The sequence below is a fragment of the Microlunatus ginsengisoli genome, assembly GCF_039537205.1.
GTDB lineage: Bacteria > Actinomycetota > Actinomycetes > Propionibacteriales > Propionibacteriaceae > Microlunatus > Microlunatus ginsengisoli.
Genome location: NZ_BAABAB010000051.1, coordinates 71,856 through 96,061, shown reverse-complemented (window position 1 = coordinate 96,061; position 24,206 = coordinate 71,856). Strand labels below are relative to the sequence as shown.

Annotated in this window: 20 protein-coding genes; 12 read left to right on the top strand and 8 right to left on the bottom strand. The window is 70.7% G+C overall.

Annotated elements, in window-relative coordinates:
* Positions 1 to 188 precede the first annotated feature (188 nt).
* Positions 189 to 1,625 (bottom strand): MDR family MFS transporter, encoded by a 1,437-nt coding sequence (locus tag ABD747_RS25010; protein WP_344809861.1) that lies wholly within the window; start codon positions 1,623 to 1,625, stop codon positions 189 to 191.
* 579 nt (positions 1,626 to 2,204) lie between these two features.
* Positions 2,205 to 4,745: a glycogen/starch/alpha-glucan phosphorylase gene (locus tag ABD747_RS25005; protein WP_344809859.1), complete on the bottom strand. Its 2,541-nt coding sequence runs from the start codon at positions 4,743 to 4,745 to the stop codon at positions 2,205 to 2,207.
* A gap of 303 nt (positions 4,746 to 5,048) precedes the next feature.
* Between ABD747_RS25005 and groL the strand changes: the two genes are divergently transcribed.
* On the top strand, positions 5,049 to 6,677 hold the full coding sequence (gene groL, locus ABD747_RS25000; protein ID WP_344809857.1) for a chaperonin GroEL: 1,629 nt from the start codon (positions 5,049 to 5,051) through the stop codon (positions 6,675 to 6,677).
* A 138-nt stretch (positions 6,678 to 6,815) separates the two neighbouring features.
* Here groL and ABD747_RS24995 read toward each other — a convergent pair whose 3' ends face one another.
* On the bottom strand, positions 6,816 to 8,171 hold the full coding sequence (locus ABD747_RS24995; RefSeq protein WP_344809856.1) for a hypothetical protein: 1,356 nt from the start codon (positions 8,169 to 8,171) through the stop codon (positions 6,816 to 6,818).
* 113 nt (positions 8,172 to 8,284) lie between these two features.
* On the opposite strand from ABD747_RS24995, the gene ABD747_RS24990 reads away from it, so the two are divergent.
* Positions 8,285 to 8,746 (top strand): hypothetical protein, encoded by a 462-nt coding sequence (locus ABD747_RS24990; protein ID WP_344809854.1) that lies wholly within the window; start codon positions 8,285 to 8,287, stop codon positions 8,744 to 8,746.
* 9 nt (positions 8,747 to 8,755) lie between these two features.
* Here ABD747_RS24990 and ABD747_RS24985 read toward each other — a convergent pair whose 3' ends face one another.
* The 3 genes from ABD747_RS24985 to ABD747_RS24975 are packed head-to-tail and all read right to left on the bottom strand — an operon-like array spanning position 8,756 to position 11,603.
* Positions 8,756 to 9,532, bottom strand: coding sequence for a DUF427 domain-containing protein (locus ABD747_RS24985; RefSeq protein ID WP_344809853.1), 777 nt, complete (start codon positions 9,530 to 9,532; stop codon positions 8,756 to 8,758).
* A 44-nt stretch (positions 9,533 to 9,576) separates the two neighbouring features.
* Entirely contained in the window at positions 9,577 to 11,154 is a 1,578-nt protein-coding gene (locus tag ABD747_RS24980) for a multicopper oxidase family protein (RefSeq protein ID WP_344809851.1), read from the bottom strand.
* Positions 11,151 to 11,603 (bottom strand): hypothetical protein, encoded by a 453-nt coding sequence (locus ABD747_RS24975; RefSeq protein ID WP_344809849.1) that lies wholly within the window; start codon positions 11,601 to 11,603, stop codon positions 11,151 to 11,153. Before ABD747_RS24975 ends, ABD747_RS24980 begins: the two co-directional genes overlap by 4 nt.
* A gap of 115 nt (positions 11,604 to 11,718) precedes the next feature.
* Here ABD747_RS24975 and ABD747_RS24970 point away from each other — a divergent pair, with 115 nt between their 5' ends.
* From ABD747_RS24970 to ABD747_RS24935, 8 genes are all read left to right on the top strand, one after another.
* On the top strand, positions 11,719 to 12,042 hold the full coding sequence (locus ABD747_RS24970) for a helix-turn-helix transcriptional regulator (RefSeq protein WP_344809847.1): 324 nt from the start codon (positions 11,719 to 11,721) through the stop codon (positions 12,040 to 12,042).
* Positions 12,039 to 12,752, top strand: a complete 714-nt coding sequence (locus ABD747_RS24965; protein ID WP_344809845.1) for a permease prefix domain 1-containing protein — start codon at positions 12,039 to 12,041, stop codon at positions 12,750 to 12,752. Before ABD747_RS24970 ends, ABD747_RS24965 begins: the two co-directional genes overlap by 4 nt.
* Positions 12,753 to 12,824: 72 nt before the next feature.
* Positions 12,825 to 13,550, top strand: coding sequence for a copper homeostasis protein CutC (locus tag ABD747_RS24960; RefSeq protein ID WP_344809843.1), 726 nt, complete (start codon positions 12,825 to 12,827; stop codon positions 13,548 to 13,550).
* A gap of 1 nt (position 13,551) precedes the next feature.
* Positions 13,552 to 13,872 carry a DUF4031 domain-containing protein gene (locus ABD747_RS24955; protein WP_344809841.1) on the top strand — a complete coding sequence of 107 codons (321 nt, stop codon included), beginning with the start codon at positions 13,552 to 13,554 and terminating at the stop codon, positions 13,870 to 13,872.
* 371 nt (positions 13,873 to 14,243) lie between these two features.
* Positions 14,244 to 14,507, top strand: coding sequence for a UBP-type zinc finger domain-containing protein (locus tag ABD747_RS24950; RefSeq protein ID WP_344809839.1), 264 nt, complete (start codon positions 14,244 to 14,246; stop codon positions 14,505 to 14,507).
* A gap of 58 nt (positions 14,508 to 14,565) precedes the next feature.
* On the top strand, positions 14,566 to 16,266 hold the full coding sequence (locus ABD747_RS24945) for an NAD(P)/FAD-dependent oxidoreductase (protein WP_344809837.1): 1,701 nt from the start codon (positions 14,566 to 14,568) through the stop codon (positions 16,264 to 16,266).
* A gap of 14 nt (positions 16,267 to 16,280) precedes the next feature.
* The gene (locus tag ABD747_RS24940; protein ID WP_344809835.1) at positions 16,281 to 17,726 is read left to right on the top strand and encodes an ATP-binding protein; all 1,446 of its coding nucleotides are present in this window, start codon (positions 16,281 to 16,283) and stop codon (positions 17,724 to 17,726) included.
* Between the two features lie 161 nt (positions 17,727 to 17,887).
* The gene (locus ABD747_RS24935) at positions 17,888 to 18,778 is read left to right on the top strand and encodes a S66 peptidase family protein (protein WP_344809833.1); all 891 of its coding nucleotides are present in this window, start codon (positions 17,888 to 17,890) and stop codon (positions 18,776 to 18,778) included.
* Positions 18,779 to 18,907: 129 nt separating this feature from the next.
* Here ABD747_RS24935 and ABD747_RS24930 read toward each other — a convergent pair whose 3' ends face one another.
* Positions 18,908 to 20,947: a HelD family protein gene (locus tag ABD747_RS24930; RefSeq protein WP_344809831.1), complete on the bottom strand. Its 2,040-nt coding sequence runs from the start codon at positions 20,945 to 20,947 to the stop codon at positions 18,908 to 18,910.
* Between the two features lie 129 nt (positions 20,948 to 21,076).
* On the opposite strand from ABD747_RS24930, the gene ABD747_RS24925 reads away from it, so the two are divergent.
* Positions 21,077 to 21,976 (top strand): universal stress protein, encoded by a 900-nt coding sequence (locus tag ABD747_RS24925; protein WP_344809829.1) that lies wholly within the window; start codon positions 21,077 to 21,079, stop codon positions 21,974 to 21,976.
* Between the two features lie 47 nt (positions 21,977 to 22,023).
* Positions 22,024 to 22,590 (top strand): NUDIX hydrolase, encoded by a 567-nt coding sequence (locus tag ABD747_RS24920; RefSeq protein WP_344809827.1) that lies wholly within the window; start codon positions 22,024 to 22,026, stop codon positions 22,588 to 22,590.
* 316 nt (positions 22,591 to 22,906) lie between these two features.
* Here ABD747_RS24920 and ABD747_RS24915 read toward each other — a convergent pair whose 3' ends face one another.
* Positions 22,907 to 23,857 (bottom strand): DUF559 domain-containing protein, encoded by a 951-nt coding sequence (locus ABD747_RS24915; protein ID WP_344809825.1) that lies wholly within the window; start codon positions 23,855 to 23,857, stop codon positions 22,907 to 22,909.
* Positions 23,858 to 24,206: the final 349 nt, after the last annotated feature.

Here is a 24,206-nt window from a genome sequence, read left to right as displayed (position 1 = left end):
CGGCGCCCCCTTCTGCTGCCTGTGACGCCACCTCGCCGCGGGCTGCTCCGCTCCGCCCGAGCTCGGAAAGTGTGCGGCTGTTGCAGTCTTCACCGGCGTGTCGCTGCAACAGCTGCACAGTTTCCGGGGTGGGGCGGGATGGGGGAAGCGGCGGGGTCAGGTGACCGGCGCCCGCCGGCAGAGCACAGTCACGCGAGGGCGCCGGGGGCGCGGCGCGGCATGATCGCCACCGCCACCAGCATCAGCACGGCCACCAGCGCGGCGGCCACGAAGACCTGGTGCAGGGCTGGCTCCAAGATGGCGGGTGGCACGCCGTTGCTCGTGCTGCCGTGGGACTGGGTCCCGATCGCCGCGTTCGCGATCGCGCCGAAGATGGCGATGCCGACCGCGCTGCCCATCGAGCGGGCGAACATGCTGGTGCCGGTCACCACGCCGCGGCTGCTCCAGTCCACCGACGACTGCGCGGCGACCAGCGTCGGGCTGGCGACCAGGCCCATCCCGAGACCGATGACGAAGCAAGTCAGCGCCACCCACCACACGCTGCTGCCGGCGTTCAACAGGATCAGCAGCACCGCGCCGGCGCCGGCGATCACCGACCCGATCAACGAGGTGTTGCGGAAGCCGATCTTCAGATAGATCCGGCCCGACAGCGAGGCGGAGATGGGCCAGCCGATGGTCAGCGCCGCCAGGGCGGAGCCAGCCACCAGCGCACTCGTGCCGAGGACGTCCTGGACGTACAGCGGGACGTAGGAGGTCAGGCCGATCAGCATCACGCCGACCGCCAGGTTGGTCAGGTTCGCACCGACCAACAGCCGGCGGCGGAACACCCAGCCCGGCACGATCGGTTCGGCCGCCTTCCGCTCCACGCCGACGAAGGCGGCGAGCAGCAGCACACCCACGCCGAGCACGCCGATGCTCCAGGGTGACAGCCAGGACCACAGCACGCCGCCCTCGAGCAGCCCGAAGATCAGCATCGTGCTGGCCAAGGTGAGCAACACCGCGCCCGCCACGTCGATGGTGTGCCGACCGCGGTTGACGTCCTCGTGGAAGTGCCGGAACAGCATCCACGCCGCGAGCGCCCCGAGCGGGACGTTGACGAAGAAGATCCAGCGCCAGGTGAGGAAGTCGGAGAAGACACCGCCGAGGGTCGGGCCGACGACGGCCGACATCGCCCAGACGCTGGCGACGTACCCCTGCACTTTGGCCCGCTCCGCGAGGCTGTAGAGGTCGCCGATGATCGTCATACTGGTCGGCTGGATCGCACCGGCGCCGAGCCCCTGCAGCCCGCGGAACACGATCAGCGCGGTCATGTTCCAGGCGAACCCACACAGGATCGAGCCGAGTACGAACAGGGCGACACCGATGAGCATCACCGGCTTGCGCCCGTGGATGTCGGAGAACTTGGCGAAGATCGGCGTCGACACAGCGGCGGTGAGCAGATAGATCGAGAACAGCCAGGGGAACTGGGCGAACCCGCCCAGGTCGCGGACGATCGAGGGGACCGCGGTGGCGAGAATGGTCGAGTCGATCGCGACCAGCCCGACGCCCAGCATGATGCTGAGCAGCACCGGACCGCGCTCGGATCGCAGCCCTACGTCGGCTCGTCGCACCTCGGTCTCCGCCACGACAGGCGACAACTCACCGTCGCCCGATTGCATTCCCCGCATATGCAATTCGGCGCGTACGGGGCCCAGCCGGCCGGCCGAGGATCACATTTCGGCCCGAGTGTCCGGATATGAGCCCGACACGCCGGCCGTCACGCACCAGACGAGCCCGAGTGTCCGGATATGAGCCCGACACGCCGGCCGTCACGCACCAGACGGGCCCGAGTGTCCGGATATGAGCCCGACACGCCGGCCGTCACGCACCAGACGAGTCCGAGTGTCCGCTTCCGTCATGGCGGGTGTGCCCTTCGACAGGCTCAGGGCACGTGTGTGGTGGCGGGTGTGCCCTTCGACAGGCTCAGGGCACGTGTGGGGGGTGGCGGGTGTGCCCTTCGACAGGCTCAGGGCACGTGTTGAGGTCGCAGGGGTGCCCTTCGACAGGCTCAGCGCACATCCCGCCCCACACCGACGCTGCGCGCCCGCGAGTGCAGGAGTGTTTCGTGATGGAACACGCTTTTCCGTTCCATCACGAAACACGACGAACGAGCGGGCCTCGAGCGCAGCGGAGCGCGGAGCGAGGGCTTGCCCGAGCGGAGCAGTTCAGAACGACGGCGGCGTGTGCCAGATCCGGTCGATGTAGTTCCGCATCGACCGGTCCGAGGAGAAGAAGCCGGTCCGGGCGACGTTCAGGATCGCCGAGCGGGTCCAGCGGTCCTCGTCCAGATAGGCCTTGTCGACCTCGTCCTGCGCGTCGATGTAGGCGCGGTAGTCGGCCAGTGCCATGAACCGGTCGTCGTAGAGCAGGTTGGAGACCAGCCCGTCGAAGACGCCCCGGTCACCGCCGGAGAAGGTGCCGCGAGCGATCATGTCGATCGCCCGGTGCAGGCCCTCGTCGGACTCGTAGAAGGAGCTGGGGACGTACCCCTTGGCATAGAGCGCCTCGACCTCGGGCTCCAGCAGACCGAACAGGAAGAAGTTGTCGTCGCCGACCAGCTCGCGGATCTCGATGTTGGCGCCGTCGTCGGTGCCGATGGTCAGCGCGCCGTTCAGGGCGAACTTCATGTTGCCGGTGCCGGACGCCTCCTTGCCGGCCAGCGAGATCTGCTCGGACAGGTCGGCAGCCGGAATGACCTTCTCGGCCAGCGTGACGTTGTAGTTCGGCGGGAAGAGCACCTTGAGCCGGCCCTCGACCGCCGGGTCGGCGTTCACCACCGAGCCGACCGCGTTGATCAGGTGGATGATCTCCTTCGCCATCCGGTAGCCGGGGGCGGCCTTGGCGCCGAAGATGAACGTCCGCGGCACGATGTCGGCCGGCTTCACCTCGCCGGAGGTGATCCGGTCGTACAGCGTCACGATGTGCAGCAGCTTCAGGGTCTGCCGCTTGTACTCGTGCAGCCGCTTGACCATCACGTCCAGCAGGTGGTCGTCGTCGACCGACGTCCCGTCACGATCGACGAGGACTCGGCTGAGCCGACGCTTGTTGTGCGCCTTGACCGCGCGGAAGCGCTCCTTGAACTCCTCGTCCTCGGCGTACGGCTCCAGCTCGCGCAGCCGCTCGAGATCGGTCAGCCAGCCCACCCCGAGGGCGTCGGTGATCAGCTCCGACAGCGCCGGGTTGGCCAGCCGGATGAAGCGCCGCGGGGTGACGCCGTTGGTGACGTTGATGAACTTGCCCGGATAGAACTCGTCGAAGTCCGGCAGCACCTTGTCGCGGAGCAGCTGGGAGTGCAGCTCGGCGACCCCGTTGACCTTGGAGCCGGCGACGGTCGCCAGGTACGCCATCCGGACCGACCGCTCGGGGTGCTCGGCGATGATGGACATCCGGCGGATCCGCAGCTCGTCGTCACCGAACCGCTCGCGGACCTCGTCCAGGAACTCGTCGTTGATCCGGTAGATGATCTCCAGGTGCCGCGGCAGCAGCCGGCCGAGCAGATCGACCGACCAGACCTCGAGCGCCTCGGGGAGCAGGGTGTGACAGGTGTAGGCGAAGCACTTCTTGGTGATCTCCCAGGCGTCGTCCCAGTCGAAGTCCTTCTCGTCCACCAGGACCCGCATCAGCTCCGGCACGCCGATCACCGGGTGGGTGTCGTTGAGCTGGAAGATGACTCGATCCGGGAGGTGGGTCAGGTCGAAGTCAGCCGGCAGCACGTTGTCGATGAAGTCGTGGATGGAGGCGGAGACGAAGAAGTACTGCTGCTGCAGCCGCAGCTCCTTGCCCTGCGGAGTGGAGTCCTCCGGATAGAGCACCTTGGAGATGTTCTCGGCGAAGGTCTGGGCGCGGACGGCCTCGGCGTAGTCGCCGGAGTTGAAGATGCGCAGGTCGAAGGCGTTGGTGGCGACCGCTGACCAGAGCCGGAGCGTGTTCACCCGGCCGTTCTGGTAGCCCGGCACCATGTAGTTGTAGGGGATCGCCTGGACGCTCCAGCCCGGGATCCAGCGGCTCCGGACGGTGCCGTCCTCCTCATACGTCTCGGTATGGCCGGCGAAGTTGACGATCTGGGCGGCCTCCGGGTGCGGGAACTCCCACGGCGAGCCCAGGGCCAGCCAGTTGTCGGGCTGCTCGACCTGGCGGCCGTCCTCGAAGGTCTGGCGGAAGATCCCGTACTCGTATCGAATGCCATATCCGACGCAGGGCACGCTCATCGTGGCCAGGGAGTCGATGAAGCAGGCCGCCAGCCGGCCGAGACCGCCGTTGCCGAGGCCCGGCTCGACCTCCTGCGCGCGCAGCGTGGCGAGGTCGATCCCGCACTTCGCCAGGCCCTCCTCGACGATGTCAGTCAGGCCGGTGGCCAGCAGCGCATTGCCCAGCTGCCGGCCGAGCAGATACTCCGCCGAGAGGTACGCGACGCCCTTGGCCTGGGTCTCGAACTGGCGGCGCAGCGTGCCCAACCACCGCGCCATCAGGTAGTGCCGGACCGTGCGGGCGAGCGCGAGGTACTGGTCGTTGATGGAGGAGAATGACAGTGCGACGCCCTGGCCGAAGTTGAGCTCGCGGAGGAACTCGCGGATGAACCCGTCCACCGAGCTCGCCGGCGACGTGACCGGAGCCAGGGCGAGCGGGTGGCTGGCCTTCAACTTCACGGCGGCCTCGCCGGCGGCGTTCGGCGAGACGGGCGTGGCGGACTGATCGTTCACGGACACGTGCACACCGTAGCGGCGTCGGGTAACACTCGTGTGATGACGGCTGGGAGTGGTCACCACGTCCCGGGGCGGCTGCCGAGGCCGTACGAGCCCCCGAACCCGCGCCCAGGGCCTTTGCACTCGATGGGGTAGAGTGCTAAAACAGGATTAGCACTCTCCAGGTGAGAGTGCCACCTCGTGGGTAGTGAGTCCCGGTTCCGGGGCGACCGTCGCGGGCACTGCCGGTGGGGTTATCCGAGACCATCATGTCAACCAGCTGGCGGCTCCCGAGCCGCCTGAACGCGGGAGGACTCGCGGAGGACAATGTCGAAACTCATTCAGTTCAACACCGAGGCGCGACGCGGCCTCGAGCGGGGCATGAACCAGCTCGCCGACGCCGTCAAGGTGACCCTCGGCCCGAAGGGCCGCAACGTCGTGCTCGAGAAGAAGTGGGGTGCGCCCACCATCACCAACGACGGTGTGAGCATCGCCAAGGAGATCGAGCTCGAGGACCCGTACGAGAAGATCGGCGCCGAGCTCGTCAAGGAGGTCGCCAAGAAGACCGACGACGTCGCGGGTGACGGCACCACCACCGCGACCGTGCTGGCCCAGGCCATGGTCCGTGAGGGCCTGCGCAACGTGACCGCCGGCGCCAACCCGATGAGCCTGAAGCGCGGCATCGAGAAGGCCGTCGCCGCCGTCGTCGAGCAGCTGGCCGCCGCCGCCAAGGACGTGGAGACCAAGGAGCAGATCGCTGCCACCGCCTCCATCTCCGCCGGTGACCCGAGCGTCGGCGAGATCATCGCCGAGGCGATGGACAAGGTCGGCAAGGAAGGCGTCATCACCGTCGACGAGTCCAACACCTTCGGTCTGGAGCTCGAGCTCACCGAGGGCATGCGGTTCGACAAGGGCTACATCTCGCCCTACTTCGTGACCGACACCGAGCGCATGGAGACCGTGCTCGACGACCCGTACGTGCTGATCGTCAACTCCAAGATCAGCAACCTGAAGGACGTCCTGCCGGTGCTGGAGAAGGTCATGCAGAGCGGCAAGCCGCTCGTCGTGATCGCCGAGGACGTCGACGGCGAGGCCCTGGCCGCGCTGATCGTGAACAAGATCCGCGGCACCTTCAAGTCCGTCGCGGTCAAGGCGCCGGGCTTCGGCGACCGCCGCAAGGCCATGCTGACCGACATCGCCATCCTGACCGGCGGCCAGGTCATCTCCGAGGAGGTCGGCCTCAAGCTCGACGGCGTCGGGCTGGAGCTGCTCGGCTCCGCTCGCTCGGTCGTGGTGACCAAGGACGAGACCACCATCATCGAGGGTGGCGGCGACTCCGACCAGATCGCCGGCCGGGTCAACCAGATCCGCACCGAGATCGAGAACAGCGACTCCGACTACGACCGCGAGAAGCTCCAGGAGCGGCTGGCCAAGCTGGCCGGCGGCGTCGCCGTGATCAAGGTCGGCGCGGCCACCGAGGTCGAGCTCAAGGAGCGCAAGCACCGGATCGAGGACGCCGTTCGCAACGCGAAGGCGGCCGTCGAGGAGGGCATCGTCGCCGGTGGCGGCGTGGCTCTGGTGCAGGCGACCAAGCTGGCGTTCGAGAACCTGTCGCTGACCGGCGACGAGGCCATCGGCGCGCAGATCGTCAAGGTCGCGGCGGAGGCTCCGCTGAAGCAGATCGCCATCAACGCCGGCCTCGAGGGCGGCGTCGTGGCGGAGAAGGTGAAGGGCCTGCCGGCCGGTCACGGGCTGAACGCCGCGACCGGTGAGTACGAGGACCTGCTCGCCGCCGGCGTGCCGGACCCGACCAAGGTGACCCGCTCGGCGCTGCAGAACGCCGCGTCGATCGCCGCGCTGTTCCTCACCACCGAGGCCGTCATCGCCGACAAGCCGGAGAAGGCTCCGGCCATGCCGGCCGGTGGCGACGGTGGCATGGGCGGCATGGACTTCTGAGTCCAGGCTCGCTCGCTGAAACGCCCTGAACAGGGGGCGCCCCTTCGGGGTCGCCCCCTGTTTCGCGTTTCTTGCCGAGCGCGTACGTCCCCGCCCGGAGTCCGGCTCGTCCCGGCCGAACTTTCCGGGGCGGGCGGGTCAGCCGGTGTGGGGCTGATCGACCAGCCGGTCCACGCTGGCCATGTAGTCGCGCAGCTGGGCCGGATCCGGCAGCGGGGTCGGCCAGTCGCTGGTCTGCCAGCCGGCGGGCGGGTTCGCGGTGTCGTACGTCCAGGTCGGCACGATCACCCGGCCGACGCCGAGCATCGCGCGATCGGGGTCCAGGCCCGGCGGAGCGACGGGTACGTCGACGGTCGTCAGGCCCGGCAGCTCGACCTCGACGTGGCGGGTGCCGGTCGGCAGCGGCGGATAGACCGTGACGACCGTGGCCACGCCGCCGGCGTTGCGTAACCCGGCGGCCCACAGACCGAAGTGGCTGCACAGGCACTCGCGATACCCCGGCGCGGGCTGGTCGCTGGTGATCCATCGCGCGTGCAGGACCGCACTCCGCGAGCCGACTCGCAGCACGGGCCCGCTGGCGACATTGGTGGTGCGCAGCCGCGGGGTCGCTCCGAAGGAGGCGGCGACCGGCGGCGAGCCGAACGAGAACGCGGGGAACACCTGGTCCTGCCGGGAGCCGATCTGCCAGCTGAGGGCGGTGCCGGACGGCCCGGACTCGACCCGGAGAAGCTCGATGGACCGGCGCCGGCCGAGCGGCCGGTCGGACTCGGTGAACGGCAGCACAGACGACACGGCGGCCGTACGCTCCGGCGGGCGGGTCAGGTCCACCGACCGCGCGGCGAGCGGAACCATCCCGTCGGCCGTCACCGGGACGTGCCAGAACGGGATGGAATTGGCCAGCACGACGTCGACCTGATCGACCCCGGCGGGCAGGGGTGCCAGCGCCAGCTGGAGCAGCCTGGTCTCGCCGATCCGCAAATCGAGCTGGGCCACCCACAACGGTGTGCACAGACAGTGGTGGAAGTCCTCGTCGCCCTTGTGCGCCAGCGGTCGATACACCCGTCCGGCCGAGTCGACCAGATAGATCCGCTGATCGCCGTTGTCGTCGCGGTCGAGCCCGAGGTCGATCGAGCGGGGAGTGCGATCGCCGGTTCGCAGGCCGGCCGACGGCAGCGGCGTCACCGACCAGTCGAGCACGGTTGCTCCGGGCACCCGCCGGACGGCGTGCACCGCGAAACGGACGGTGATCGGAAGCTCGTCGGCGGTCGTCCAGATCTGCTCGCCGAGCACCGGTAGCTGCCGGTTGGTCGGCTCCGGAGGTAGGTTCTCCGGCCCGACCGAGACCATGCTGACCGGGTCCGACGGCCGGGGACGGAACAGTCCAGGTTCCTGCCGCGAGTACGTGCAGCCGCCGAGCAGTAGGGCCGCCGCCAGCACCACCCACAGCAGCGCGTCGCGTCGACCGCACTCGGCGCGGACCCGTCCGGTCCTCACCGGTCCAGGCTAGGCGAGCCCGCCGGGCCGTGGGCCCAAGCCGGGGCCAAGGGCCCGCCAAGTGGTGAGGACGAGAGTGGGAACGAAGGCAAGCCCTCGCGAAGGAGTGGACCATGACCCAGACCGAACCCGCTCGCGCCGTCGTGGATCGAGACCGTCAGCGCCGTCGCCGACTGTCGCCAGTCAGCCGGCGTCTCGTCATCGCCGTCGGCGCGCTGATCAGTACCGATCTGGCCGGCGGACTCCTCAGCATCGCCGCCGGGTTGAAGGCCTGGGAGACGGCCTGGAGCAGCGCTGCGCTGCTGGCGGCCCCGATGCCGATGATGCTCGGGCAGATCCTGCTGACCTGGCTGAGTGTGCGCACCGACCGCCGATGGGCCGCCTGGGCGGCCGGGCTGCTCGCCGTGGCCTGCGCTGCCAGCATTCTCTCGGGCTTCTTCGACGGGGGGCTGCGAAACTCGGCCTTGTCGCCAGCTCTGTTCGGCTTCCAGCTGTTCCTGCTGGCCATCACCGCCGTCGTCGGTGTGCTTGCCGGCGCTCGCACGGTCGAGATCGTCCGCGGTCGTCGCGCTTGACGCTCCCGCTCAGTCGGCCGCCGGCCGGTGCTCGCGGCGGCGGAACACCGAGTCGGGGCGCTGCAGGGGTACGTCGTCCACGCTGATGTCGACCAGTTCGTTGTAGAACGCGACCCGACCGGCCACCTTGCCGACGGCCGGGAACGGCTGGGCGTACGACCAGGCGATGTCGGTGGCGTCCGGACGGCCGCGGACGCTCCAGTAGCGATCCGCCCGGCCCTTGTAGGGACAGAAGCTGTGCGCCCCGCTCGGCTCGAGCGCCTCCGCGACCAGATCCTCCTCGGGTACATAGAAGCGCGTCGGCAGTCCCGTCTCGAACAGCAGCACCGGTCGGGTGGTGTCGGCCAGCGTGACGCCGTCCAGCGAGACCACGACGTGGCGGGTGCTCGCCAGCGCCTCGACCCGCTTGTACGGGTCGCGGGGATGCCCACCTACCTCCTCCGACTCCTCCAGCCAGCGATCCAGCAGGCCGGGGCGCCAGGACACGACGAGCCTGTCGGCCAAGGCGGGGTCGTCGCGTTGCCAGGCGGCCCGCGGCAACGTCCGGTCGCCGAGCACGAGGTCGTACATCTGGGAGACCGGACCGCGCGGCTCGAAGAAATCGAACCCGCTCGGTGGCTCGCTGCGGCTCGGCACCAGCAGGTCGGTCCGGACGTCGGCGGGATCGTACGCGTAGTTCGGCACCGGGAACGCGTCCTCCCAGAACAGCAGCGGTCGCCGGGTGTCCACTACCGCGGTGTCGCCGACAAAGGCGCGTACCCACTTGTCGATCAGTTCTGTCCGCACCTTCCGAGCGTGACACGGCTGTCAAGGCGCGGGGTGCTCCGCGCTCAGCGGACCGTCTCGAACGCGGACATCATCATCATGTCCTCGTGCTCGAGGTTGTGGCAGTGCAGCAGGAACCGTCCGGCGTGGTCGTCGAAGCGGATCGCCACCTCGGCGGTTTCCAGCGGCGCCAGGTCGATGGTGTCCTTCCAGCCGCGATCCCATTCGCCGGGCCCGCGATTGCCGCGGCGGCGGACCTGGAAGGGGGACAGGTGCACGTGCACGGGATGGTGCAGGTCGGTCTGGAACCGCCAGATCTCGACCTCGCCGAGCCGCGGTCGCGCGTCCATCCGGCTCGGGTCGAACGCCAGCCCGTTGATCACCCAGTGGGCCGGCCCGCCGGCGCCGCCGCGGCTGAACCTCCACTCGCGGACCGTCGCGCCCGGGGCCGGCACCAGCGGCTCGATCTCGGCCAGTCGGGCCGGCACCCGGCTCGTCTCCCGGGCCGCGCGCACGACCCGGAAGCGCAGCACCGCATCAGTCGAACCGACCCCGAGCGCGTTGGTCACGGTGATCGCGGTGCCGACCGGGTATGCGCCGAAGTCGACCACCACGTCGAACCGCTCGGCCGCGGCGAGCTGGATCGTGTCGTGGCCGACCGGCGCGTCCAGCAGCCCGCCGTCCGACCCGATCTGGACGAACGACGGCCCCGATGGCGGCGGCGGGTCGAGCGCGAGCCGATAGCGGCGCGCGTTGGAGGCGTTCACGATCCGGAAGCGATAGCGGACCGCGTCGACCTCCAGCTCGGGCCACGGCCGGCCGTTCACCAAGATCACGTCCCCGAGCACCCCCGCGACGTAGTCGCCGTAGACGCCGGGCGGATCCGCCAGCTCCGGATCGAGGGCCGGATAGCGCAGCGAGCCGTCGGCTCCGAACGAGCGGTCCATGATCATCAGCGGGATGTCGCGGTCGCCGCCGGGCAGGTCGAGCGCCTCCTCGACCTCGTCGGTGATCAGGTGCAGGCCGGCCAGGCCGCGCCACACCTGCGGACCGGTGAAGTCCATCCGATGGTCGTGGTACCACAGCGTGGCCGCCGGCTGGTCGTTCGGATAGTCGTAGGTCCGGCTGCCTTTGGTGATCACCCCGGTCTCGTCGGTGTGCAGGCCACCATGGTGGGCGCCACCCTCGATCTCGGGCAGCACCAGGTCGATCGGGTAGCCATCGCTGTCGGCCGGAGTGTGCCCGCCGTGCAGGTGGACGACGGTCGGCACGGTCAGCCGGTTGCGGTGGGTGATCCGCACCCGTTCGCCGCGACGCGCCCGGATCGTCGGACCCGGCAGCAGCCCGTCGTAGCCCATGATCTCCGTGCTCAGCCCCGGCAGGATCTCCGCCCACGCCGTGCGCTGCACGATGTCGTACGTCGTCAGCCCCGCTTCTCTGGCAATCGGTCGCTTGACCGGCGGCACGGCGAACGGGACGGTGAAACGCTCCGGCAGCGGTGTCGCGCTCGGCAGCAGGACGGCGGTTTGGTCCGTCGAGGCCGTACGTCCGCAGCCGGCGACGATCCCGAGAGTCGCGGCCCCGGTGGCGCCGAGCACACCCGCCAGCAGAGTCCGCCGGCTGATCCGGCCCGGGCCGCTCATCGTCCCGACCGCCGCGGCCGGGCCCGGCCGGCCCCGCGAGAGAAGACGCCGATCGCCAGCAGCACCGCGCCGGTGACGACGAGGACACCCAGCGGGACGTGCACGGCGAGGATGCGGGCGTACCCCATCCCGGTCTGCACGGTCTCCGCGACCAGCATCGCCCAGCAGGCGATCGGCAGCCAGACCCGCCCTCCGGTCACGGCGTAGCCGAGCGCCGCGACCGCGAGCAGCAGGCCGAGGAGCTCGACCAGCGTCGCACCGGCACTGTGCACACCGAGCCAGTCGTACAGGCCGGCCAGGTACTGCCCGATCGACAGCGGCTGACCGATCGTCACCGCCGCCTGCAGCACCGCGAGGACCCGGACAACGGCCAGCCAGACCGCGAAGGCGCGGCGTGGGCCGATGGGTGGCCGGTGCGGCTCGGTGGCCGCCTGCGAGGTTTCTGTCACGGTCGCTGACGCTATACGTAGGCTGTCTACATATAAAGCCCGTGACACCCTGAGCGACCCCTGGGATCCCCTGTCAGGGTGGCGATCCAGGGCGGCAAGGGTAGACTGCCTACCCATGGCGGTCGATCGGGTCAAGGGTCACCTGGACGGGCTGATCCTGGCGGTGCTGGAAACCGATCCGCTGCACGGCTATGCCGTGATCGAGGCGATCCAGCGCCGGTCCGGTGGCTCGCTGGATTTGCCGACCGGGACGGTCTACCCGGCGCTGCGCCGGCTCGAGGACGCCGGCCGGGTCCGGGGATCGTGGTCGACGGTGAACGGGCGGAAGCGGCGGACGTACACACTGACGGCGGCCGGTCGCCGCGCGCTGGCGAAGGAGCGTTCCGAGTGGCGCCAGTTCTCCGGCAGCATCGCCGGCGTGCTGGGCGGTGCGTCATGAGGACGGCGCTGCGGCGGTCCGGCACCTCGCCGATCGAGGCAACCGTGGCCGGGCTGGACGCGCGGCTGCCGCGGCCGACGGCCGGACGGCGCGGCATCCTGCTGGAGGTCCGGCACGGGCTGGAGGATGCGGCGGAGGCCTACCGGGCCACCGGGCTGGATCGGTTCGACGCCGAGCGACGGGCCGTCTCCGACTTCGGCGACCTCGACCGCGTGGCGGCGGACTTCGTCGCCGTCCGGGCGGTTCGTTCGGGGACGCTGGCGGCGCTGTTCCTCGGACCGGGATACGTCCTGGTGCTGGCGGTCTGGACGGTCCTGATGCTCGCCGGGCCCGACGGTCGCTCGGCTCCGGCCAACCCGCTCGCGACCGTCTACACCTGGCTGGGGATCGCCGCGGTCGCGACGTCCGCGGCCGGCGCGATCGGTCTGCGGGTCCAAGCCGTGCGCAACGGATCGCCGCGGCGGTGGACCGCGCTGCTCGGGATCTCCGGTCTGCTGGCCGGGACGACCGCTCTGCTCGTGTCGTACGCGATCTCGCCCTGGTCACTCCGGCTGGCCGGCGGCGCGCTGTCCTGGCATCAGTGCACCGAACTGTTCAGCGGGCTGATGGCGGCGGCGATGCTGACCGCCTCCGTCCGCGCTCTGCTGTCGGCGCGGGCCTGTCGATCCACCGGCGGCGATGCCCGATCTCTTAAGCTGGGCCCGCGCTGAGTCTGCGCCTGGTCGGCCCGAGCCGTCGGAGCCGGCGGAAGTCTGAGCCGGGTCGGCTGGGAGGAGGTCCGCGTGGACGCGTCGCCGCGGGGCCTGCTCGAGGTCATTGCCCTGCACGCCGCCGATGCCGAACGAGCCGAGGCGGGCGGCGCCGACCGGATCGAGCTGGTCGGCACGATGCAGCACGGCGGTCTGGCGCCGGAGCCGGCGCTGGTCGGTGAGGTCCGGCGCGCCACGAGTCTCCCGATCCGGGTGATGCTGCGGCTGCGCGACGGCTTCGGCACCGACGGCGGCGAGGTGACCCGGCTGCGCGGGCTGCTGGCGGACTACCGGGCGACCGGCGCGGACGGTGTGGTGCTGGGCTTCCTGAACGGGCACACCGACGTCGACACAGGCGTCGTGCACGAGATCGTCGGCGATGCGCCGGACTTCGGCTGGACCTTCCACCGGGCGATCGACTCGTGCCTGGAGGCCGACCGGAACTGGCGCACGCTGCGGACGCTGCCCGGCCTGGACCAGGTGCTGACCGCCGGCTCGGCCCGCGGCGTCGGCGACGGGTTGGACGACCTGGTCGCGCGGGCGCGCACCGACGAGTTCGCCAGACGGGTGGTGCTGGCCGGTGGCGGGCTGCTGCCGGAGCACGTGCCGTGGCTGGTGCGCGCGGGCGTGCGGTCGTTCCACATCGGATCCTCGGCCCGACCGCTCGGGTCGTGGAAGGCGTACGTCGATCCCGAGCTGGTCCGCAGCTGGCGCAAGCTGCTCGACGACGCCGTCGCGCGGGCCGTCCGGAGCGGCTGAGATGGCGGTCTACATCGACCCGCCGACCTGGCCGGGTCACGGCCGGCTCTGGTCGCACCTGATCAGCAACGTCTCGTACGACGAACTACATGTCTTCGCCGCCGGGCTCGGCATCCCGCCGCGCGCGTTCGAACGGGACCATTACGACGTGATCGCCGAGCGCTATGAGTCCGCGGTCAGGGCGGGCGCGCTGCCGGTCAGCTCCCGCGAGATCGTCGCCCTGCTGCACGCCTCCGGACTGCGCCGCCGGAAGGTGTCCCGGCTGAGCCCCGCCGCGCCGCGGGCCTCGGGGACAACGGGGGCACCCGGCTCCCCGGGCTGAGCCCGCACCTGAGCGGCTGCCTGCGTCGCCGTTCCCGCAACCGGCGCGCCAGACTCCGGCCACGGGCGGCTTGTGCGTCGCTTTCCCGCACCTGCCGCCGCAAAATCCCGCCACGGGCGGCTTGTGCGTCGCTTTCCCACACCTGCGGCCGCGAAAATCCCGCCGCGGGTGGATTTCACGGGTCGATTCGGGCGCTGCGGGCCCAAGTTTCCGGCCGCGGCTGGAATTTCGGCTGGGACCGAGGCGCTCACATGGCGAGGGCTGAGCGCAGGCTCGGTTCGGGCCCGCGGCCGGTGGAAGGTGGCCGAAGCGAGCCCTGCTTGCGCCCCGGAGCAAGATGGGGCCTGCGCATCTGAAAGGAGGCCACCGACGTGGCTACCTGTGACCATCTCGAGGCATCGCCGCTGACGCAGGTGCCGGACGGCTTCGAACCGATCTGTCTCGACTGCATCGAGAACGGCGGCCAGTGGGTGCACCTGCGCCGCTGCCTGACCTGCAACCACGTCGCCTGCTGCGACTCCTCGCCGGCCCGGCACGCAACCGCCCACTTCCACGCCACCGACCACCCGGTGATCACCTCCGCAGAGCCGGGTGAGCGCTGGCGATGGTGCTATCTCGACGAGGTCGGTGCGTGACGGCGTTTCATGGTCGCGCTCCGCGCTCGGCAGTGATCTGCGACGCAGGGGTTCGCTCGTGACCGAGTCAGCCCAGCCGCGGGCCCGCGAGGCCGAGCCGCGGCAGGGGCGTCCGGTGCTGCTGACCGTCGACGACGACCAGTCGGTCTCTCGTGCGGTGGCGCGCGATCTGCGCCGCCGCTATGGCAACGAGTATCGGATCCTGCGGGCGGACTCCGGGTCGGACGCGCTGGCGGCCATTCGTGAGGTGGTGCTCCGCGGCGAGCACGTCGCGGCAATCCTGGCCGACTATCGGATGCCGGGGATGAACGGCATCGACTTCCTCGAGCGCGCGATGGACCTGGTGCCGCACGCCCGGCGTGCGCTGCTGACCGCGTACGCCGACACCGACGCCGCCATCGCCGCGATCAACGTGGTCGATGTCGACCACTACCTGCTGAAGCCGTGGGAGCCGCCGGAGGAGAAGCTCTATCCGGTGGTCGACGACCTGCTCGCCGCCTGGCAGCGGGAGGGCCGGACGCCCGAGCACAAGATCAAGATCCTCGGCCACCCGTGGTCGGTGGCCTCGTACGAGGTGCGCGACTTCCTGGCTCGCAACCTGGTGCCGTACCGCTGGTACAACGTGGACGAGCCCGAGGGCCAGCGGCTGCTGGCCGCGGTCGGCGTGGAGGCCGAACAGATTCCGGTGGTGGTCACGTCCGGCGGCGCGCCGCTGGTGCAGCCGTCGCTGTCCCAGGTCGCCGACGCGGTCGGCCTGACCACCGCGGCGGCGGAGGAGTTCTACGACGTGGTGATCGTCGGCGGTGGCCCGGCGGGCCTCGGCGCTGCGGTGTACGCGGCCTCGGAGGGTCTGAAGACGCTGATCGTCGAGCGAGCGGCAGCCGGTGGTCAGGCCGGGCAGAGCTCGCGGATCGAGAACTACCTCGGCTTTCCCGACGGGGTCTCGGGAGGCCAGCTGACCGATCGGGCCCGCCGGCAGGCCCTCCGGTTCGGGGCGGAGCTGATCATGGCCAGGAGTGCGGTCGGTCTCGAGATCAAGGGCCCGGCCCGCCGGATCGTGTTCGACGACGACAGCAGCGTGCTCAGCCATGCCGTGGTGCTGGCCAGCGGGGTGAGCTATCGCCAGCTCGCAGCGTCCGGTGCGGACGAGCTGGTCGGCCGCGGCGTCTACTACGGCTCGGCGTCCACCCAGGCGGCCGCCTGCGCCGGCGACCACGTGATCATCGTCGGCGGAGCGAACTCGGCCGGCCAGGCCGCGGTGTTCTTCTCCGCGCACGCCGCGAAGGTCACGATGGCCGTCCGGGGTGACTCGTTGGAACGGTCGATGTCGGCGTACCTGATCGAGCAGATCGAAGCCATCGACAACATCGTGGTCCGCACCAATACCCGGGTGGAGAAGTGCGAGGGACTCGATCATCTGCAGTGCGTGACGTTGATCGACACCCGAGACGACTCGGTGGAGGTCGTCGACGCCGGGCATCTGTTCGTGTTCATCGGAGCTGCGCCGCTGACCGACTGGCTGCCGGCCGAGCTGCTCCGCGACCAGGCCGGTTTCGTCCGGACCGGTCCGGACCTGGTCGTCGACGGGGAACGACCGCCCGGTTGGGACCTGGACCGCGATCCGTATCTGCTGGAGGCGAGCATTCCCGGCGTCTTCGTGGCGGGGGACGTCCGCTCGCAGTCGGTCAAACGGGTGGCCTCCGCGGTCGGCGAGGGCGCCCTGGCCGTGACGTTGGTGCACCGCTATCTGGCGGAGTGAGGAGTCTGTCGATCATGAGTGAGCCGATCACGAGCGAGGTCCGTCGGCTGAGCCCGGACGAGCTCCGGGAGCTGTTCTTGTTCGAGTCGTTGGACCCCGACCAGCTCGATTGGCTGAGCGAGCAGGGGCGGGTCGAGGAGCGCAGGCGCGGCGGACCCGTGTTCAGCGAGGGGGACCCGGCGACGTGCTTCTTCGTGCTGCTGGAGGGCACGATCTCGATGCAGCGCCGGGTGGAGAGCACGAACGTCGAGATCAACCGGACCGATCAGGTCGGGGTCTATTCGGGCGCGACGCAGGCGTTCATGCCCGGCGACAACCCGCTCTACGCCAACACGGTGATGGCTGTCACCGACTGCCGGTTCTGGGTGATCGCGTCCGACGAGTTCGGGCCGAAGATCCGGACCTGGTTCCCGATGGCGACCCACCTGCTGGAGGGTCTGATGATCGGGATGCGATCCAGCCAGGCGGCCGTCGGTCAGCGGGAACGGCTGCTTTCCCTCGGCCGGCTGTCCGCCGGGCTCACCCACGAGCTGAACAATCCGGCCGCGGCCGCCGTCCGGGCCACCGCGGCGCTGCGTGAGCGGGTCAGCCGGATGAGGGGCAAGCTCGCGCACCTGGCCTCGGGCAAGGTCAGCGGCGAGTCGCTGATGGTGCTGTTCGAGGTGCAGGAGGCGGCGCTGGAGCGGATGGCGAAGGTCGAGGAGATGTCGCCGCTGGAGGTGGCCGACGCCGAGGACGCGATCGGGGAGTGGCTGGACGATCACGACGTGCCGAACAGCTGGGATCTCGCGCCCGCGCTGGTGGCCGGTGGGGTCGACCCGGACTGGCTGGACGAGGTCTCGGCCCGCGTGCCGCGGGACCTGATCGCGGACGGCATCCACTGGGTGGCGTACGCGCTGGAGACCGAGCAGCTGATGGGTGAGATCGAGGACTCCACCATCCGCATCTCGACCCTGGTGGGCGCGGCCAAGACGTATTCCCAGGTCGACCGCGCCGAGCTCCAGGACATCAACGTCAAGGAAGGCATCCACAGCACCCTGATCATGCTCGGGCACAAGATCAAGATCGGGCCGGGGATCACCGTGGTGAAGGACTTCGCCAAGGACCTGCCGCTGATCCCGGCGCATCCGGCCGAGCTCAACCAGGTGTGGACCAACCTGATCGACAACGCCTTGCAGGCGATGCCGGACGGCGGCACGCTCAGCATCAGGACCGCGCTCGACGGGGACTGCGTGCTGGTCGAGATCGGGGACACCGGCGTCGGCATCCCGCCCGAGCTGACCGGCAAGATCTTCGAGCCGTTCTTCACCACCAAGCCGGTCGGTGAGGGCACCGGGCTGGGCCTGGACATCTGCTACCGGGTGATCACCCAGCGCCACGGTGGCGACCTGCGGGTCGTGTCCAAGCCGGGCGACACACGTTTCCAGGTGCGGCTGCCGGTCGCCGGTCCGCGCAGCTGACTCCGGTCGCCCCCGAATCACCCGGTCCCACCGCGGAAACTGTGCAGATGTTGCAGGGTCGACCGGCGTGTCGCTGCAACAGCTGCACAGTTTCCCCAGAGGTGGCCGGGAGGGTGGGAGGGCTGTGAGGGCGCCGGAGTGGGTGGGGGAGAGGAGCTGAGGTGGGTCGAGTGTGGCCGGCGCCGCTGCAGGCCAGGGACCTGGTCGCCGTGGTCGCGCCGAGCGGGCCGGTCGACCCGGGCCGGCTGGCGCGGGGCGTCACCATGGTCGAGTCCTGGGGCCTGCGGGTCCGGATCGCCCCGCACGCGTTCGACGGGCACGGCCGGCTGCCCTACCTCGCCGCCGCCGACGAGGACCGTGCGGACGACCTGACCCAGGCATGGTGCGATCCGGCAGTGCGCGCGGTCTGGGCGGCCCGAGGCGGGTACGGCGCCCAGCGGATCATCGACCGGCTGGACGTCGGCGTGCTGGGCGCGGCCGGCCCGAAGCACCTGATCGGCTTCTCCGACGTCACCGCGCTGCACGCGCGGGTCGGCCGTGAGCTCGGCGCGGTCACCATTCACGGCCCCGGCCTGGCCAGTGACCAGCAGCTCACCGATCGGGCCAATGCCGCGGCGTTGCGCAACCTGCTGCTCGGCCGCCCCGTCACCAGACAGCTCCTGCTGACCGGCCGCCCGCTGGTCCACGGCCGAGCGGCCGGCATGCTCGTCGGCGGCAACCTCAGCCTGCTCGCCTCCGGCGTGGGCACCGAGCCGGCCCCCGAGGTCCCCGTGGTCCTGGTGCTGGAGGAGGTGAACGAACCGGCGTACCGGGTCGACCGGATGCTCACCCAGCTGATCCGGTCCGGCTGGCTGGACCGGCTCGCCGGCGTGGTGGTCGGCGACCTGGGACTGCCCGACGACACACTCGTACTCGACCGGCTGGGCGGGTTCGGGGTGCCGATCCTGACCGGGGCGGCGATCGGCCACGCGGCCCGGAACATCGCCGTCCCGCTCGGCGCCGACGTACGCCTGGAGGCGGGGCCGGACGAGGCCAGCCTCACGCTGGCCTGAACCGCCTGGTGACGTCGGATCCCCTGCTGCGGTCCGGATCCCCTGGAGCGTATTGGATCCGTTGCACGGGATCCGAACCGTGCCGGCGGATCCGAAGATCTGGCGGGGGCGGGGGGTGGCGAGGAAGGGTCAGGCGGCCAGGGCGGCCGGGAGCGGCTCGCCGTGCACCACGATCAGCGAGGTGACGGCCCGGGTCAGGCAGACATAGAGCCGGCGCAGGCCGGTGGTCTCGTCCGGCTCGCCGGCGACGATCTCGGTCGGCTCCAGCAGCACCACGTGGTCGAACTCCAGGCCCTTCGCCAGCGTGGCGGGGACCAGGTCCACCCGGGCGTCGAAGATCTGCGCGTCCTCGCCGAGCAGGTCGTAGCGGATGCCGGCCCGCTCCAGCTGCTTGCGCACCGACGGCACCGCCGCGTCGGCGACGATCACCCCGATCGTGCCCTCGTTCTGCATCGCCTCCGATACCGCGGCGATCACGGTCTCGGCGCCGCGGGTTCGCAGGTCCAGCTCGCCGCGGTGCCGGCGGACCGAGTGCGGCGGGGTCAGCGCCGGTGCGATGTGCGGCAGTAGCCGGGCCGCGAAGTCGATCACCGCACCGGGCACCCGGAAGCCGGCCACCAGCTCCTCGATCGCCGCCGTGGGCTGGCCGAGGTGGGACAGCGACTCCTGCCAGGAGCGGGTGGCCCACGGCGTGGTCGCCTGGGCGAGGTCGCCGAGCACGGTGACCGAGCCCGTGCTGGCGCGGCGGCCGACCGCGCGGAGCTGCATCGGGGAGAGGTCTTGGGCCTCGTCCACGATCACGTGGCCCAGGCTGTGGGTCCGCGACAGGACGTCGGTTGCCTCGTCGATCAAGATCACGTCGGCCAGGGTCCAGCGAGCGGTGCCGACACTGCGGGCCGGCTTCGGCATCAAGATCGTGGCCTGCTCCGCGGGTTCGAGGATCCCGTCGGCGGCAGCGGCCAGGAACTCCGCGTCGGTCAGCAGGCGCAAGATCAACTTCGCCGCGTCGAGGGTCGGCCAGCAGGCCTCCGCGTACGTCCGCACCGGCTTGCTCCGGGCTACCGCGTTCTGCACCCGGTCGTCCGGCGAGTCGCCGGACGCCTCCATCCGCAGCAGCACCTGATGGGCCAGCCGTTGCGGCAGCATGGCCCGGCCGGCCTCGTACCGCACCCCGCGGGCGCGGAGCTCGGTGATCATCTCCTCGACCAGATAGGCCGCGACCCGCCACTGGTACGACCCGCGCGGCACGACCAGCGACTCGCTCGGGATGCTCAAGTGGCCCCAGACCGCGTTCTTGATCACGTGGGCCATCCGCGGGTCGCCCTTGATCAACGCGGCCGGCACGGTGTCGAGACCGCGTACGCTCGCCCCGGTCGCCTTGCTCACCAGGGATTCGACGGTCGCCTGGGTCGCGTCGATCTCGCCGAGCGCCGGCAGCACGTCGGCGATGTAGGACAGGAAGCTGTCGTTCGGCCCGACCACCAGCACACCCGACCGGGCGAGTTGATCACGGTACGCGTATAGCAGGTAAGCGGCGCGGTGCAGACCGACCGCGGTCTTGCCGGTGCCCGGCGCACCCTGGATGCAGAGTGATCGGCCGAGGTCGGCCCGGACGATCACGTCCTGCTCGGGCTGGATGGTGGCGACGATGTCGCGCATCGGACCAGTTCGCGGCCGTTCGATCTCGGACTCCAAGATCTCCGAGGCGCCTGCCGGCTCGCCCCGGGCCAGGTCCTCGTCCTCGTACGCCGTCAGCCTTCCGTGCGAGAACCCGAACCGCCGGCGCAACCGGACCCGCATCGGGTCGGTAGGGCTCGCTCGGTAGAACGGCAGTGACATCCCGGCCCGCCAGTCGATCACCAGCGGCTCGCCGCCCGCCTCGCCGGTGACGTGCCGGCGGCCGATGTAGAGGATCTCGTCGGCGTCGGCACCGAGGGCGGTGTCGTAGTCGAGCCGGCCGAAGAACAGCGGCACGGTCGGGTCGTCCTCGAGCGCCTTCATCCGGCGGAAGAGCACCTGCTTGAGGTGCTCGGTAGAAACGTGGTCGCCGCCGATCGCGGTCAGGCCGGCGGTGTGCTCACGCATCCGGCGGAGCGCGTCGCGGGACTCGCGCAGGTGCGTACGTTCGTGGTCGATGGTCGGGTCGGTCTCCTGGCTGGGTGCGGGCACCGGTGATCCTCCGAGGTGGGTTCGGGTGGATCCGCGAAACGCGGCAGGACACCGTACCGCCGCCCGCACCTCCGCACCACCGGGTTTTTCCGGCAGGATGGGGTCAGCGGAGGATCAGGAGGGACTGCGATGACCGATCACCTGGTCGTCGGGATCGACGGCTCGGACGAGAGTGCGGTCGCGCTGCGCTGGGCGGTCGACCAGGCGCGGCGGCGCGGCTGCTCGGTGAAGCTCGTCTATGCGCTGTTGATCCCGGTCGTTTCCGACGCGTACGGAATGGTGATGACCCGGCCGGACGTGGACGAGCTGGCCGCGTACTCGAAGGGGCTGCTCGGCGCCGCCGCCGAGGTCGTGCACCGGCTCGATCCGGACATCGCGGTCGAGACCACGCTGCGGGAGGGCCCGCCGGCTGCGGTGTTGCTGGACGAGTCGCGGAGCGCGCTCGGGCTGGTGGTCGGCACCCGTGGTCTGGGCGCGATCTCGGGCAAGCTGCTCGGTTCGGTCAGCGTGCGGGTGGCGGTCAAGGCCGCCTGCCCGGTGTACGTCATCCCGCCGGAGTGGAACCCGGTCGCCTGCGCGGGTGACCCGGTGGTGGTCGGCGTCGACGGCTCGGACCACTCCGAGGCCGCGCTGCGACTCGCGATCGAGGAGTGCCGGCTCTGCGACTCACCGCTCAAGGCCGTGATCGCCTATCACGTGGGCCGGTTCTCCAAGCCGATCGAGCCGGAGCTGATCGCGCAGTACGACGCGTCGGAGAAGGCGATGGCGCGGCGGACCGTCGAGCGCTCGCTGGAACGGGCGGGGCTGACCGGCGATGGCGCACCCCGGGTGGAGATCCACGTGGTCGAGGGGAAGCCGGCCGACGCGCTGGTGGAGGCGGGCCGGAACGCGCTGATCACGGTGCTCGGCTCGCGCGGCCGCGGGGGCATCGCGCGTGCCCTGCTCGGCTCGGTCAGCCGCTCGGTGATGCAGGAGACGGCCCGGCCGCTGGCGGTCGTCCATGCCAAGCGGGATGCCGACCACGGCTGAGGCTGGGTGGTCGCAGGCCGCGACGGCGGCGCTCGTATGGTGATCGGGTGTCAGATCCAGAGCTGGAGCGCACGTACGTCCCCGTCGACGATCCCGCCGATCGCCCGCGCAAGAACCGCTCGACGGTGCGCGTGATCCTGATCGATCCGAAGGCCGGCCGGACGCTGCTGTTCGAGGACAGCGACCCGGGCGTCGAGGGCAGCCGCTGGTGGGTCACCCCCGGCGGCGGGATCGACCCCGGCGAGTCGGAGCGAGCTGCGGCGGTCCGGGAGGTCGCCGAGGAGACGGGCTGTGTGCTCGCCCCGGACCGGCTGATCGGGCCGATCGCGAACCGGCACGTCGTGCACGGCTACTCCGACCAGGTGATCGAGCAGGACGAGGCGTTCTATGTGGCCTTCCTCGACCAGTTCGCCGTCGACACGTCCGCCCACACCGCCGACGAGCAGTTCACGATCTTGTCGCACCGGTGGTGGTCGCACGACGACCTGCGCCACACCGACGACTGGATCTGGCCGCACGAGCTGGTCGAGCTGTGGTCGCTGGCCGGCGAGCCCGGCCGCTGGCCGGTGAACCTGGGCGTCCAGGAAGAGTCGACCGTCCTCGACACCCACTGACCCGGCCCCTGCCCTCGCGCGCCGTGCTCGCGCGGCTCCTCGTGCTCGCGCGCCGTGCTGGCGCGCTGTGATCGCGCGACTCCTCGTGCTCGAGCGGCCCGCCGTCACTCTCCGGCCGTCGTCGAACGCATTTTCCGGCCGCGGCGGGAAAATCGGGGCGTTTCGGTCGCTGCCCGGCCCGAAAATCCCGCCACGGCCGGAATCTGTGTCGGGGTCGTGGGCTGCGGTCGTGGCCTGGGGTCTGGGCTGGGGTCGTGGGCTGGGGGTCGTGGGCTGGGGGTCGTGGGCTGGGGTCGCGGGAGGCGGCACCGGTCTGTCACGCGGCGCGGGTGGCCGGAGCTGTGAACGCGCGCTGCCAGTCCAGGGGGAGGCGCGAGCTCGAGCGGACGCCACGATCGGTCAGCGCCTGACGGATCCGGCCGAGCGTGCCGATCGGATCGCCGTACAGGTCGTCGGCGGTCAGCACCACGATCCGCCAGCCATCCCGCTCCAGCGCCTCGCGGCGGCGGAGATCCTGCACCCATTGAGCCCGCACGTCACGGTGCTGGCGGCCGTCGTACTCGATGATCAGGCGGAGAGCTGGATAGCTGAGGTCGAGCCGGTAGATCCATTCGCCGGCGGCGTCGCGGAGCACATGGTTGACCACGGGCTCGGGGAGCCGGGCGAGCACGATCAGCATCCGCAACCGGCTCTCGGTCGGTGAGTCGACGCCAAGGCGGACGCAGCGCGCGGCGGCTCGGGCGATCCGCGCGCCGGGCCCGCGGTGTCGGGCGGCTGCGACGACCAGGGCGTCCGGTGTCGTCGCGCCGGCGCGGACCAGGGAGTCACCCAGGACGACGAGCTCGACGAGGTCGCGACACCCGCTCGCGACCTCGAGGAACGACCGGGTCGCCGTCGACATCGGAAGCCGCCGATGACGTACCGGTTCGACGCCTGCGGGCGCTCGGTGAGCCACGATCCCGCGCCGTTGCGGCCGGTAACCACCGTCCGGCACGCTGACATGGACCTCGCGCCCGCCCGGCACGCAGCCGCCGCGCAAGATCGCCGCAGTCTCGTGGCTGACGTACGAACCGCTCGGGCAGACCGCCAGGGCGGCCCTCGCGCGTTGCCAGGTGTCGGCGGGGACCTCGGCGCTGACGTACAGGCCGTGGAAGAGCCGCTGGAACCGCGGTCCGGTCAGCTCGTCGGGAGTGATGCCGGCGGCGAGGCCGTCGCGCCGGCGAAAGGGACGGTTGGGGTCGAAGGACCCGCTCAGTGGGGCTGTCATGAACCGCATCTTGGGCCCATTTCGCCTCGTTCCAGGAGTTATCCACAGGGCAGTTTTGCGGGCTTGACAGCGCGTACGTCTGCGCGTCGCTTGCTGGCGGCAAGGCAAACTCCGGCCGCGGCTGGAAATTCGGGGCGGAGATCGTGTGTCGCGGCCCGATACGCCGGCCGTGGCTGGAAAGTCCGGCTGGGCGCGAGGTGCTGTCGCGAGACGGTACGCGTGGCGGGGATGTGTCGTCGCGGGCCCGCCGGACGGAAGCCGACTGCGGCTAGGCAAACTCCGGCCGCGGCTGGAAACTCGGGGCGGAATCGGCCGTCCGGGCCCGCAGATTCCCGCCCCGGCGGGAATC